Here is a 13910-nt window from a genome sequence, read left to right as displayed (position 1 = left end):
GGTTCCTTCAATATATTAGTTCAGGGGTCACAAGGATTCCCAGCTCCTTCAGCATATACTCATCGCTCCAGCGGTCATTTTTCGTCCTCCAGGAACAGGAGGCGAACCAGGAATAGTTCCTGTCGCAGTTGTGGAGCTGCCCAAAGGTGTGGTAACGGTTTCCGAATGCTGTGATCTCCAGCAGATGCTCCCCTGCCTCCAGATCACCCAAATCCACCTCATAGGGGGCAAAGGCAATACTTCCCGTACGTTTTCCATCGACTGCAGCACCCAGAAGCGGTCCGCTGAAATACTGGGCTCTCAGGCGCATATGGCCTCCGGGAGCTGTAAACTTACATCGGTATGTAAGGTTCCCTCCGTAAAAGGGCATGCCTTGGCGGGTCAGGTCACCGAATACCACCTTTTCGGGCACCGGGATGATCCGTTTTTCTTTTCCGAATACTTCCACCCCGAAATCCCCCAGCAGATAGCAGCTTTCCACATTGGCCTTTTCCCCGTAGGGCATCCTCAGCTCTATGGTGTTGCTTCCCCGGCGAAGCGGCGGTATCTTCACCACCTCTATGGCTTCATCGGTAAACCATCCGGAAGATTCTTCTTCCACCAGGCTGCCGTTCACATAGATCTCCGTTTTGTCCCGGCTCTCAAGGGCAAGGCTTGCCCATGTATCGGTAAGGGAATCTACGGCAAACCGGAGAGAGAGTACATTGGGGAATCCCTTTTCATCCTTCACGGTCCAGGGCTGCGCCCCTGCCTCCTCTTTCGGCGGATAGCCAAAACGTCTGCGGCAGATATTGTCCAGCCTCAGAATATCCTCCTCCGGCTGCCATGGTTCCCGGTCGATCCTGTATTCCGCTTTGTCAAGAAGCAGCACATTCGGCTCCTCTCTTATCACCTCGAAAGGCTGAGTCAGCCGGATCCTGCTGGACGGTTCCCTTATCTCCACCGCGTTCCCGCTGCACTGCTGCCGCTCTGCAGCCGGAGTCAGCCGGATCAGCAGGCTGTCATGCACGCCCAGTCTCCATTCCGCTCTGGTCTGTCCGTTTCGGTGTGTACACTGCAGTTTTTCTGTCTCTCCTGTCATGGCATCATAAACCGTCAGGTCATATTCCCCCTGTATCCGCAGGTGTATGTTCTCCACATAAGGGTAATCCTCACAGTCCACCATGCTCCAGAAGGTATCCCGCACTTTCTCATATCCATGTGCCAGGAACAGCCATCTGCCGTCCTCATCCTGCCTCATCTGATATACCAGATTGTCCGCTCTTCCGCCGCTGTCCAGAAGCACATCCACATCGCGCCATGGTTCCAGACATTTGAGGACTGCCCCTTTTTCAAAGGTCAGCACCTCACACTTTCCGGCAAGCTCCCTTACCTTTTCGGAGAATACGCCGTCCATGCAGACGGGCGCTTCCCCCAGGATCACCACTCTGCCTCCGCTGCCGGCAAAAGCCAGAAGGCGGTCCACCGTGCTCTCCCGCAACGTGATACAGCCCGGAACCAGGATTACCTGATAACGCATTTCCCCCATACAAAAGCCCCGGCTGTCAAACGCGCAGTTCGTCTCTTCCGCCAGAAGCGCTTCACTGATATAATCAAAATCCATCTGACCGAAGGTGAGCCATCCGCACAAATCTCTGTACTGGTTTTCCAGGGCTTCCTGCTTCTCGTAGGTCTGGTCATAAGGTCCGAAAGTCATCCAGAAGGATTCCACGGGATGTATGACACCGACTTTTACCTGTGGCCTCCCGCTTGTCAGAGCCGCATTGACACGTCCGAAATAATTTTCGATCAGGGGGTATTCCTTATACCAGGGTGACTGATAGTTTATGGATGCCGGATAATCCCTCTTGGCCTCCCCCTCCATGGAGAGCCAGCTCACATGGTGCACTCTCACGGCAATGCCCAGGGCTGCCTGCCAGTCTCCCGACATTTTGTGTCCCCGGAAATCAAAATCCCAGTTCGTCACCCCGTATGTTTCACTCAGGGCACCGAAACGCCCGAACTGCCGTGAAACACTCTGGGCCATTTTTGCGGTGGGATAATCCCGCTGGTCTGACAGCACATCGTGGCCCGGCAGATGAAAATGCCGCAGGGACCTCATTGTCTCCCCTGTGAACACGGTCTGGGAGCGGAGTGTCTCCTCCCCCTTCATGTGTCCTGTCAGCGCCAGGTTGTGATTTTCGCACCAACTTCCCACATTTGCCGCGTACGCTTCCACAAAACGGTCTGTCAGATGGTTGATATACTGATATCGGAAGGTGGCCGCCGTGTCTTTTCCCTTTTCCCATATAACCTCGGGCAGATGTTCAAGGAGCGAAGCCCCGTATGCAGTCTGAAAGCTCTCATCAAAATCATCGGTGAAGGGCAGGCGGACGGGCTTTTTCTCCTCCGCAAAATTCAGGTTTTCCATCTCCGCAAACTGCGGCTCATCTGTAAATATGGCAGGAATACTCTTTCCAAAGTCAGCCCCCACTTTCTCATAATACCGCTCATGGGTGATGTGGATAAAACGGTCAAGAGCAGGCTTATCCAGGGTATTGACATAGGTCTGGTTGTTCCACCAGGAAGATTTCTCATCAACTGTCAGGTAGGCGTACCATATAGTTTCCCCGTCCCCGCACCGGATACTCTCCTCCTGCTCTGCCACATATCCCTCCAGATATCCCATGGTGAGCCGCACCCTGTATGCCATGACAAAGTATCCTTTAGGTTCCTCCCCCTGACGGCACTTTCTCTGGAATGTCTCCCTGTCCTTCTCGTATCCGTCCTGCCTGCATGGCGTAAACAGAAGATACCGCTCTCTGTACCGGATATCCTTTGTCACATAGCCGCCGCCGAATCCCGATGCGTACCTGTCCTCATCATAGAGCCAGCAGAGCATGTCCTTCTGCTTTGCCGTCTCATTGCAGTCTGACACCATGTCCATGAACTCGTCACCCAGATATTCCGTATTCATACCTGTACGGCAGTGCATATGAAAACCGCCCATTCCCATTTCTTTAAAATATCCGATCTGTTTCCTCAGATTTTCCTTTTTCAGGGTACAGTTCCACGCCCAGAACGGCGTCCCCCTGAACCGGGCCGGAGGATTCCTGAAATCCTCCTCCCGCATCTTCTCAGGTCTGTGCTCTAAATACACGGCGCCACCTCCTATTGTAATATCTGTACATCCATGTTAAGTAGCCTGGCTGTCAGCTTCAGAGCCTCCGTACAGTCCCCGTACACACCGTGGATATGGTTGCAAGGGAACTTCTCCAGGAATTCGTCCGCGGTCACCTGAAGCCTTGTGAAGGCTACCGGCCAGGCCGGGGTGGTGGTGTTTCCCATGGCAGTCATCTTTTCCTTGTCAAATTCCACGATCTCGGCAGGTACAATAGTCATCACGTATTTTCCGTTCTTCCTGGCAAGCCTTGCAAGAGTCACCCTGCCTGCATGTGCAAAATGATGTACGCTGGCGCCGCCTGCGGGATAATAATGCGTCTCCGGGCAGAAGGTCACGTGCTTTAAGTTCTCCGCCGGATCCATGGATGCACCTGCAAAGTATGTGGCATGGGTGCCTGAGTTGGAGAAGAACCACACGTCATTCTCCTTGTCATAGTGGCGCACATCCGCGAAAAGGACCGGTTTCCCTGTGAGCAGCTTGAATAGCTGCATGGTCAGAGCGCCGTCCATATCCGACTCCGTGGCAGCCACGATGGGTTCCTTGGGACCGTCAAAATCATATGGGTCATTTAAGAATGCCTCCGCGATATCCATGGTGATATAGCGGTCTGTCAGGTCCCCGTGCGCTTTGATGCCCACAAAATCCAGGCCTCTGTCCGCAATGATCTTCCGCAGTCCGTAGTAGGAGCGGATCTGCAGCTTCAGCTTCTCAGGCGTCAGGCCGATGCCGTCATACGCAATGCTCCCCACATTGGATTCCAGCCACGCAAAGGCATGCTCCACCTTTTCCTCCTCCACGGTCTCTCCTGCCCGGATGATATCATCCTGCTCCACATTCTCCACATCGATCCCGAATTCTTTCTGCCACTGCTCCAGATTCGCCACGGCTGTGTACATGCCCAGGGGACGTCCGCCGAAGTTGCCGAACGTCATTCCCTTCAGTCTCTTGACAGCAGCTGCTGCCTTCAGGAAATCCACCATCTTTCCCAGAACCTCCGGCTCATTAATAGAACCCCACAGCTTCTGGAATTTTACATTTAACTGTTCTAAGGTTCCCGCTGCCGCCATCATTCCCACCATACCGCACTCAGAGGGGTGGAGGTTGCAGAACAGCAGATAAGGGCCCGGAGCAAAATTCAGAGCCACTGCGGTAAACTGCGGATAACACCAGATCGTATAATTGAAGATCGTCGCCTCCACACCTGCCCTCTGCAGCTTCTTGGCCTCTCTTTTTGCCTCCTCATTGCTGTGCACAGGCACATCCCCTGCTGTCACCTCGAAAAGGCCCGTGGATTCCAGCGCCTCCTTGATTTCTCTCTGGTAATCCATATTTAACTGTGCGTATTCCTCATGCAGATACTCCCTGCCGTCTGACATGGTCAAAAGACCAACTTTAATTTTTTCCATCCTGATCTCCTCCTGATCTTAATTTTTCTCTGATGAATGTCAATGCCTCTTCTGCCATCTCATCCATCTGTGCCTCGGAAGCATCTCCGCTCTGGTCACGGTATATTTTGATATCCTTTCCCACCTGTCCGCCCGGACGCACAAAGGGTTCCATGACGATTTTCCCCCGGTAATCTATGTCTCTTAACCCCCGGATCAAATCGTCCCAGTCCATATGTCCCCTGCCGGGAACCTTGCGATTGCATTCCCCTATATGGAAATGTCCCAGAAGCTCTCCTGCCGTCTTTATGGCCTCGGAGAAGGAATCCTCCTCAATGTTCATATGGAAGCAGTCAAGAAGAAGCTTTACCTTGGGGCTGTCCAGCTCACGGGCAAAGTCCGCGCCCTCGGCGGCTGTATTGAGCAGATATTGCTCATAACGGTTCACGATCTCCAGGCAGTAATTGATATCATATTCCTCTGCCATATGGGACAGTTCCCGCAGGGAGTCCAGGCTTCTCTCTCTGGCCTTCTGCTTATAGTCATATGTGACCGTACCGCCCGGCCAGCAGGAGTAAATGATACCGCCCAGCGTATCACCGCCCATCTGGCGGATACATTTTAACAGTTCTCCCACATACCGGATTCCCGATGCTCTGACAGATGCGTCCTCACAGGCCAGGTCATACTGAGGGGGAAGGCCGATACAGTAGGTGAGGTCAATCCCCGCATCCTCCGCCCTGGATGCAATCTCCCTTCTCTGCGCTGCTGTCATGTCCGGCAGGCATCCCGCCGCCAGCTCCAGCACATCAAAGCCCAGATTTTTGGCCTTCTCAATATATCTGCAGTAATCTGCCTCCCATTCCTTCTCCCAGAAGGCAAAATAAATTCCTATCTTGTTCATACCTGCATCCTCCCTGTTATAATGTGATGATCTTGCCGGAGGTGATCGAAAGATTTCCCGCGTTCACTACCTTCACTGCCATCTTGCCGTCATGCCCTGTCACCTTAGGCTCCCTGTCTGTGAGGATACAGTCCACAAAATCCATATCCTCCTCCAGATAGGCATCCTTGAACAGGAACTTCCAGCTGTTGGTAAAAGATTCGTATCTGTGCATATCACTGCGGCACACCGTGATGGGCCTTTCCTGTGTCTTTCCCAGGAAAATGCATCCCCTGGTCCCCAGGATCTCCACCCTGGCATCATAGCCGTACAGAACGCCCTGTGCTCCGTCTATCATACCCTGCATACCGTTTTCAAACCCTGCGGACAGGATGACATTGTCATAGAAATCCGGGAATTCCGCTCTCGCGTCCGGGCAGCGGTAATTGCCGCCCATGGCATAGACCGTCTTGAACTCACTTCCCGTAAACCAGCGCAGGGTGTCAATATCATGGCTGTTCACCTCCGCCAGAGGGCCGTTGCTCTTGCTGATGTCATACATCCAGGGCTTCGGTATGCTGGGACCTCTGGTATTGGACCGGACCATGACAACATCGCCGATATCCCCTGCGTCCACAACGCTTCTGGCCTCCATAAAGGCACTGTCAAACCGTCTCATAAAGGCCACCTGAAGCTTCACATGGTATCGGGCAGCGGCCTCCTCCATGATCTCACACTCCTCCACCGTCATCGCCATGGGCTTCTCGCAGAGGATATGTTTTCCCGCCCTGGCTGCCTCCACGGCGATCTCACAGTGGTACTTGGTGGGAGTGACGATGATCACCGCGTCAATCTCCTCATCCTTCAGCAGTTCCCTGTAGTCCTCATATCCTTTCTCTATCTCCAGTTCCTGAAGCGCTGCCTGCACATTTTCCCTGCAGGGGTCCGCCACTGCGGCCAGCGCTGCATTCGGCACAGCGGCCCTGAAATTTCTGGCATGGATCATTCCTGCCCTGCCAGCGCCTATCAAACCTAAACTGACTTTTCCGTTTTTCATTGTATTTACTCCTGTCTTCCTATTTATTTCCTTTGTTTTAACGCTTGTTATTTTCCCGATTCTTGATATACTAAAGATATCACGCAGCCATGCAGGTCTATCCCCGCATGGCTGCCATATCATTTCTGAGAAAAGAAATACGGGGGAATTTACACATGTATAAGGTACTGATCGCTGAGGATGAGATGCTGGTGCGGACCGGCATACGCGCATCCATCGACTGGGAAAAATTCAATATGTATGTAGTGGATGAGGCAGCCGACGGGCAGACTGCCTGGGAGCTTTACCGGAAGCATCAGCCCGATCTGGTGCTCACTGACATTAAAATGCCCTTTATGGACGGCATTGAACTTATCCGCAAAATCCGTGATACCGGGAGCCCCACGGAGATCATTATTCTATCCTGTCTGGACGACTTTTCCCTGGCAAGGGAGGCGATCCGGCTTGGTGTCAGCGGCTATATCCTGAAACTCACCATGACCACAGAGGAGATGGAAGAGGTTCTGGAAAACGCCTGTCAGACTCTTGATAAAGTCACAAAAACCAAAGGCAGTTCCATGGCTCCCGTCAATCTCTATGATGTCCTGGAACACAGTCTGCTGAGCCATCTTACATACAATGTCCCTTCCCTGTCCGAGTGCCTGTCCACCCTGAGGGAATATTCTGTCACCATCCATCCCCATGACCTGGTAACCGCACTGATGGTGGTTGACCAGTACGAACAGCTCCAGGACTTATACCAGGACAGCCACGGACAGCTTATTCAGTTCTCTCTTTTGAATATCATCAACGAGATCCTGGCAAAAAGCGGTTCCGGACTTGTAGTCCATGTCTCAGGCTCCCGCTATCTGCTTCTCTTCCACAACGAGAAAGAGACGCGTTCCTTCCATCTGATCTCAGGGGTGCTGAGTGAGATCATGACGGTTTTGAAAAACTATTTTAATGTGACGCCGCATTTTTGTATCAGCGAGATGACACAGGACCTTTCCCGGCTGCGGGTGCTGTATCAGCAGTGCCTTCTGCTGGATGAGCAGGAATTCTTTCTCTTTCCCGGCTCAGTGAACCACTATGACAGTTCCTGGAAGACTTCCCTGTGCCAGACACTGCTGACACGGACCAGACATACACTGAACGCCTTTATGGACCCGGGGTTCACCTCCGGTTTCCTTTTACAGCCCCTGGAGGAGCAGTTAAAGAAAGAATTCTCATCCAAAGCCGTGCTGAACATCTTCTACGACAGCTATATCGTCTACCTGCACAACCAGGGTCCCGGTGACGGCGACTCCTATCTGTGGGTGCGCGATTTTCTGCAGGCGCTCTCTGCCTGCAAGAATTATTACGAGATGCTGGAACAGTTTGTGGCACACGCGCAGAAGCTGGAAAAACTGTCCCGGGAACGTATGTCCTGCAGCCGGGAAATCCTCCAGGCACTGCAGTTCCTTCAGAATAATTACCACCGTCAGATCACCCTGAACGAAGTCTCCGGCCTTGTGGGACTGAGCCCCAATTACTTCAGCAGCATCTTCAAAAAAGAACTGGGGACTTCCTTTTTAGAGTATCTGAACCGTTACCGCATAGAAAAATCCATGAAGCTTCTGCAGAATACTTCCATGAAATCCTATGAGATTGCCTACGCATGCGGCTTTTCCGATGAGGGATATTATGGAAAGACCTTCAAGAAGTTCACCGGCAAGACACCCAATGAATACAAAAAGTCCTGTGTTTTCACCACATCCAATGAGTAAAGGAGTACCTGTCCATGTTCCGACTGCTGAAAGACAAAGCCATCAGCCTGAAGCTGAAATCAAAACTGATCCTGTCCTTTATGCTCACCAGTGTTTTTATCCTTCTGCTGTTTGCCCTGTTTTTTTACCGCTATACATCCACCACGCTTCTGCAGCAGTCGGAAAAAGCCACGCTCAGTTCTCTGTCCCAGCTTGAGGTCAATCTGACCACTGTGCTGAATACGGTCAATACTGTGAGCAGGAATATCCTGGTATCCTCCTACTTCTCAGAGGAAATGAAGCTGGACCAGATCAGCTCCCCGGACGATGTCCAGTTCATCAACGATGTGTACGACTACTTTTCCGAGATGATGACAAGCTACGATTACATACATTCCATTGTCTATTACGGTGACAACGGCCTCATCATCGGTTCCAGCGATAATAAAAATTATTTTAATTTTGACAGCAGCCTGACCGGCTCTTTCTATGAGACCCAACTGAAAAAGGACCTGGAGGAGAAAGGCGGGCCGATCGTATGCGGCGGCCTGCGATACAGCGATTTCTTCGGAGGAACGTATTCCTCTAAGATGGACACCCGTTACATCACTCTGGGCAGAAGGCTTCAGACTGCGGGACAGACCTCCGGCTATGTAGTCATCAATATCCGCGAGTCCTACCTCCGTTCCCTGTATCACGATGACAAGAAAAACGTATCAGGGGAAAGCCTGCTGCTGGATGCCCACGACCTTGTCATCTCCGCTGAGAACAAGGAACTGATCGGCACAAAGGCTGTGACCAGTCCGCTGGATACGGACAATACCGTGCATCTTACCCTGTCTCTGGGGGACAACGATCTTCTGAACAAGAACAATCAGATCATCTATTATCCCTATGAGCATTACGGGCTTTCCATTGTCTATGAGATGCCCTATGAGATCCTGTTTGAGAATATCCATCAGTTAAAGGTCATGATCATCACTCTGCTGGCCGTGTTCCTGGTCCTGGCTCTGATCATCAGCATGTTCTGGATATACGCCATCACCAAACCGCTCAACAGCCTGATCGCTGCCATGAAGACCATGGGAAGCGGGCAGATTGGAGTCAGAATGGAGGCTGCCAAATCCTCGGACTTTAAATTCCTGACTGACCAGTTCAACCAGATGTCCCGGAACATCCAGCATCTGATAGATGAAAATGAGATCATACAGGAGGAACGCCACGAACTGGCAGTACAGAACCTGCAGAACCAGCTCAGCCCTCATTTTCTCTACAATACTCTGAACACGATCAAATGGATGGCTATCGTCAGCAAGGCCACAAATGTGGCTGACTGTGTGACCGCTCTGGGCAATCTGCTGCAGCCTCTGTTCCGAAACACCAAGACCACCTGGCCCCTCAGCGATGAACTGAACTATCTGAAAAACTACCTGCGCATCATGAATTACCGGACAGGAACACCTATTGATTTTACGTCGGAAATCGATCCCTCCATCCTGCCCTGCCTGATGCCGAAATTCATCCTGCAGCCACTGCTGGAGAACGCCATATCCCATCAGAATCCATCCCCGGAGGTAAAGAACACCATCACCCTTACCGGGCACAGGGAGGACAACACGATCTTCCTTGTCCTCACCGACAACGGCCTCGGCATCGATCCGGACAGACTGCAGGTTCTTCAGGAACTTCTGGCCTCCAATGAGGACTGCACCAAACCCCTGGACCGGGCCTCCCTGCCCCAGGGCATCGGTATCGGTATCCTGAACACCAACCGCCGCATCAAACTCCAGTACGGCAATGCCTGCGGGCTTACCGTTGCATCTGCTCCGGGACGCGGGACTTCTGTCACACTGACTCTTGTAAATGTTACCGAAAGGGTATAAAAAGGCGCCGCCCGTACCGGAGTGTGTCAAAGCACACTCCCGGGCAGCGCCTTCTCCGTACGAGTACGTGTTTATCTTCGGAAGCGTCCTTTATTTGTCTGCAAATTCTTTTGCTGTCTTCTGTGCTTCGGACCAGATACCTTCCATCTCTTTCACCACATCCGCATATCCTTTATCCTCCACAGACTGGATAAACGCATCTTTCTTGGCGTCAAAGTCTTTGGGGTCTGACATGATCACATCAGCCACTCCAACCTTCACATACTCATCCACCTGGGCGGACAGATTCTTTGTCTCATCAGAAGGTTCCTTGATCAGGTTTGGTGTCAGGTCCACTTCTGTACTCAGCTTATATTCACCGGATGCGATCTTGGATTCGATCACCTGTCCCGGATACTTGGCATCAGCAACACCGCTGTCTGCAATGAAGATCTCGTCAATCTTGGTGGTGGATTTTTTAACTTCCTCGGCAGCTTTTAACAGACTGGCCGGATATCCGTCAGATAAGATCTGGCTGGAGCTGAGGCCAGAAAGTTTTGTATAGGCAAAGCCTTCACTCTGTGCATAAGTGGCATTTGCAGCCACGCCGTCGCGGTACTCTTTTGTCATCTGCGGAACACTGTCCACTACTTCCCAGTGAACCCCCTCAACACCGCTGTTTAAAAGCCTTGCGCCTTCTTCGCTGAACAGATAATCAATCATCTCAATGGCTTTTACCGGGTCTTCACAGTTCTTTGTCAGTGCCAGCGGATAATCCTGTGCCCATCCGAAAGGTTTGTCGCCCTCATAGGCACCGTACATATAATCCAGGCCGGTGGGCACGATCTCAAAGCCCTTTTCCGGGGTTCCGGCTGCCGCGTAAGCGTCATTCGCCGTATTGTACAGCCAGTTTGCATAGGTCACAAAGGTCTGTCCGTTTTTCAGCTTGTCCATATAGTTATCGTATTTCTGTGTGAAGATTTCCGGGTCCAGGATTCCCATGTTGTATGCTTTGTTGTAGAATTCCATGCAGTTCCAGAACGGCTCGGAATAGTAGGTTGCCAGCGGCTCTTTATTTACCATGTCATAGCACATGCCGTAGGACCAGTTTGTAACGCCTGACATAGCCTGATAAGGAATGGTCCACATCCAGAGGCCCCAGTCACTCCATCCTGAGATGGCATAGGTCTTATTGCCGTTTTCTGTCTCCGGTTCTGCATCCTGCATAGCCTTTAAAGCTTCCAGATAGTCATCTGTGCTCTTAATCTCCGGGGAACCGATCTCTTTGTACAGATCATATCTTGTATAGAGGGCAAGATTGGCACCTGAGCGGTCCACCACTTTTGTGTCCGTGGCCTTGTTGATCTGGACAGGAAGATAATACAGTTTCCCGTCATTGCTCAGAAATTCTTTGGAGTATTCAATGGCATCCGCGAATTTCTCTTTGATGTTCGGTGCATGTTCCTCGATCAGATCATCCAGAGCAAGGAGCTGTCCGCTCTGTAAGAGTGCCTGGGCATCCACACCCAGATCCCCGTAATTGCTGTTCACTATGCCCGGAAGGTCACCGCCGGCCAGAAGCACTTTGAACTTCTGGGCGTCACCGTTGATGACATTCAGGCGTACCCCTGTCTTCTCAGCTATAGCGTCTGCGATGGTGGTATTCTGAGGTCCTGTCTCCAGAGCATCTTTATCCCAGAAGGTGATCTCCACCTCACCGCCGCTGCTGCTGTCCTTTCCCTCCTCCTGTTTCTCTGTTTTTTCCCCTGCGTCTTTCTTCGCTTCGTCTTTGCTGCCGCATCCTGCAAGCATGGACACTGCCATGGCTGTGCTCAAAAATAATGCGGTAAGTCTCTTCATTCTTTTTTTCATACTCATTCTCCTTAAACCTGTATTTTTCCTGCTGTACTCATCCCTTCACTGCCCCCATCATGATTCCCTTTACAAAGTGTTTCTGCAGAAATGGATATACACACATAATTGGTACGGTTGCGATCACCGTAATACACATTTTAATCGCCATCGGCGTTATCTTTACAGCGTTTGCAGTGTCGGCCATAGTCTGTGAAGATACATTTGCCACATTCTGGGCCTGGTTGATATAGTTGTAAAGTATCATCTGCATTGTCTGTAAATTTTCATCATTTACCAGAAAGTAATTGTCTGTCCAGTTATTCCACTGCGCTACCGCAGCATAGATGGCAATGGTTGCCACGATTGGCTTGCACAGCGGAAAGATAATGGAGCGGAATATCCTGAAATAGCCGGCCCCGTCAATCCTTGCTGATTCCTCCATGGAAATCGGCAGAGACTCCATATACGTTTTTATCAGAATCATATAATATGCGGAAACTGCTGTGGGCAGAATGTAAAGCAGGAAGTTATCCTTCAGCCCGTATGCCCTCATGGTCAGATACCAGGGAATCAGTCCGGCATTGATATACATTGTGATAACAAAAAAGCGGTAAACAAATTTTCTTGCAAACATCTCCTGCTTTGTCACCAGGTACGCCAGAAATGACGTACACACCACGGTAAGCGCAGTCCCTAAAAACGTTCTCGCCACAGAGATTCCAAAAGCTCCCACAATATTATTCAGAGAAAAAAGCGTCTTATACGTCTGGAGGGAAAATCCCTTCGGCAGCAGAACTACCTTTGATGCCAGTTCCGGATTGCTTATGGAATATATGACCACATAGTAGAACGGGTAGATACAGACAATCGTGATCAGGATAAACAACAGGTAGTTGATTGCGTCAAATACTGTAAATTTCTGTTTCATTTCTTCCTCCTATACGATCGACTCGCCCCTGACTTTTTTTGAAAGCTGATTTGCCCCAAACAACATAGCCACACTGAACAGTGTCTTCAGCATACCCAGTACGGTTGAATAAGAATAATCATTGATCAGGATACCTACTTTATACACATAATAATCGAGAACCTCGATCCTGTCCGCAACCAGTGGGTTGAAGAATACAAAATACTGGTCAAATCCGTTATTCAGCAGATTACTGATACTCAGCAGCAGCAGTACAAAAAATGTAGGATACAGACTTGGAATCGTAATATTCCTGATAAGCTGGAACCTGCTCGCACCGTCCACTCTGGCAGCCTCATAGAGTTCCGCGTCGATACCGGCGATGGCTGCTATGTAGATGATTCCATTCCATCCAACGGATTTCCAGATTCCCAGTACCCACTGCATACACCATACCGCGTCGTTTTCTCCCAGAATATTGGTGAAAGCCTTTGTTGACCCCATCATCTTCAGGATATTGGCGATCAGACCCTCATTGGAGAACACGGCAAAGCTCAGCGCAAATACAATGATCCAGCTGATGAAGTAAGGCAGTGTGGTTGTCGTCTGTACAAATTTTTTAAAAAACGGCCTCCGTATCTCATTTAAAAATATTGCAAAAAACATGGGTATCGGTGCCGCAAGCAGTCCCAGACCGCTCATAACCAGCGTATTGCGCAGGACTCTCGACAGATCTCTCCAATCAGTGAAGATTTTCATAAAGTTCTTAAGTCCCACAAACTCCATATCACTAAGCGCCAGTCCCGGCTTATAATCAAAGAAGCCATACATCCAGCCAAATATAGGTACATAAGCAAATGCAAATACAAAGATTATGAAGGGCAGGGCCATGAAAAAAAGCCTGTACTTTGGTTTTATCTTTCCAGCCCTAAATTTTCCCACTTTCATTCCTCCTCTCTTATTTTATACGCTCCGGATTCGTATCTCTTGTTGATGGTTCTATTATATTGTCCGAAAGGGGGTGTCTCAATGGAGAGAATTATGATTTTCCGGAGAAAATTCGTATATAAAAAAA

9 protein-coding genes are annotated in these 13910 nt (G+C 50.6%); 2 read left to right on the top strand and 7 right to left on the bottom strand.

The window, feature by feature from the left end; translation table 11 throughout:
* Positions 1–7: 7 nt before the first annotated feature.
* From WMO65_RS09800 to WMO65_RS09785, 4 genes are read right to left on the bottom strand one after another with little or no spacing between them, the layout of a single operon-like run.
* Positions 8–3139, bottom strand: coding sequence for a glycosyl hydrolase family 2 protein (locus WMO65_RS09800; protein ID WP_148391984.1), 3132 nt, complete (start codon positions 3137–3139; stop codon positions 8–10).
* A gap of 11 nt (positions 3140–3150) precedes the next feature.
* Positions 3151–4569: an L-fucose/L-arabinose isomerase family protein gene (locus WMO65_RS09795; protein WP_148391985.1), complete on the bottom strand. Its 1419-nt coding sequence runs from the start codon at positions 4567–4569 to the stop codon at positions 3151–3153.
* On the bottom strand, positions 4556–5452 hold the full coding sequence (locus tag WMO65_RS09790; RefSeq protein WP_148391986.1) for a D-psicose 3-epimerase: 897 nt from the start codon (positions 5450–5452) through the stop codon (positions 4556–4558). Before WMO65_RS09790 ends, WMO65_RS09795 begins: the two co-directional genes overlap by 14 nt.
* A gap of 16 nt (positions 5453–5468) precedes the next feature.
* Entirely contained in the window at positions 5469–6488 is a 1020-nt protein-coding gene (locus tag WMO65_RS09785; protein ID WP_148391987.1) for a Gfo/Idh/MocA family oxidoreductase, read from the bottom strand.
* Between the two features lie 155 nt (positions 6489–6643).
* Here WMO65_RS09785 and WMO65_RS09780 point away from each other — a divergent pair, with 155 nt between their 5' ends.
* Positions 6644–8233 carry a response regulator transcription factor gene (locus tag WMO65_RS09780; protein WP_187370558.1) on the top strand — a complete coding sequence of 530 codons (1590 nt, stop codon included), beginning with the start codon at positions 6644–6646 and terminating at the stop codon, positions 8231–8233.
* 14 nt (positions 8234–8247) lie between these two features.
* Positions 8248–10095 carry a cache domain-containing sensor histidine kinase gene (locus WMO65_RS09775; RefSeq protein ID WP_148391989.1) on the top strand — a complete coding sequence of 616 codons (1848 nt, stop codon included), beginning with the start codon at positions 8248–8250 and terminating at the stop codon, positions 10093–10095.
* A 90-nt stretch (positions 10096–10185) separates the two neighbouring features.
* On the opposite strand, the gene WMO65_RS09770 is transcribed toward WMO65_RS09775, so the two are convergent.
* The 3 genes from WMO65_RS09770 to WMO65_RS09760 are packed head-to-tail and all read right to left on the bottom strand — an operon-like array spanning position 10186 to position 13783.
* A complete protein-coding gene (locus tag WMO65_RS09770) occupies positions 10186–11946 on the bottom strand; it encodes a type 2 periplasmic-binding domain-containing protein (protein ID WP_148391990.1) in 1761 nt (586 codons plus the stop codon).
* A 37-nt stretch (positions 11947–11983) separates the two neighbouring features.
* Positions 11984–12856 (bottom strand): carbohydrate ABC transporter permease, encoded by an 873-nt coding sequence (locus WMO65_RS09765; RefSeq protein ID WP_033141245.1) that lies wholly within the window; start codon positions 12854–12856, stop codon positions 11984–11986.
* Positions 12857–12865: 9 nt separating this feature from the next.
* Positions 12866–13783 carry an ABC transporter permease subunit gene (locus WMO65_RS09760; protein WP_033141246.1) on the bottom strand — a complete coding sequence of 306 codons (918 nt, stop codon included), beginning with the start codon at positions 13781–13783 and terminating at the stop codon, positions 12866–12868.
* Positions 13784–13910: the final 127 nt, after the last annotated feature.

This window comes from Blautia caccae (assembly GCF_040095955.1).
Lineage (GTDB): Bacteria > Bacillota > Clostridia > Lachnospirales > Lachnospiraceae > Blautia > Blautia celeris.
Note: the sequence above shows the minus strand (reverse complement) of the source record. Positions and strands in the feature narration are given on the sequence as shown.

Excerpts from the sequence above, each read along its gene's own strand:
- WMO65_RS09785 (WP_148391987.1), bottom strand. The coding sequence starts at position 6,488 with ATGAAAAACGGAAAAGTCAGTTTAGGTTTGATAGGCGCTGGCAGGGCA.
- WMO65_RS09770 (WP_148391990.1), bottom strand. The coding sequence starts at position 11,946 with ATGAAAAAAAGAATGAAGAGACTTACCGCATTATTTTTGAGCACAGCC.
- WMO65_RS09790 (WP_148391986.1), bottom strand. The coding sequence starts at position 5,452 with ATGAACAAGATAGGAATTTATTTTGCCTTCTGGGAGAAGGAATGGGAG.
- WMO65_RS09795 (WP_148391985.1), bottom strand. The coding sequence starts at position 4,569 with ATGGAAAAAATTAAAGTTGGTCTTTTGACCATGTCAGACGGCAGGGAG.
- WMO65_RS09780 (WP_187370558.1), top strand. The coding sequence starts at position 6,644 with ATGTATAAGGTACTGATCGCTGAGGATGAGATGCTGGTGCGGACCGGC.
- WMO65_RS09775 (WP_148391989.1), top strand. The coding sequence starts at position 8,248 with ATGTTCCGACTGCTGAAAGACAAAGCCATCAGCCTGAAGCTGAAATCA.
- WMO65_RS09765 (WP_033141245.1), bottom strand. The coding sequence starts at position 12,856 with ATGAAACAGAAATTTACAGTATTTGACGCAATCAACTACCTGTTGTTT.
- WMO65_RS09760 (WP_033141246.1), bottom strand. The coding sequence starts at position 13,783 with ATGAAAGTGGGAAAATTTAGGGCTGGAAAGATAAAACCAAAGTACAGG.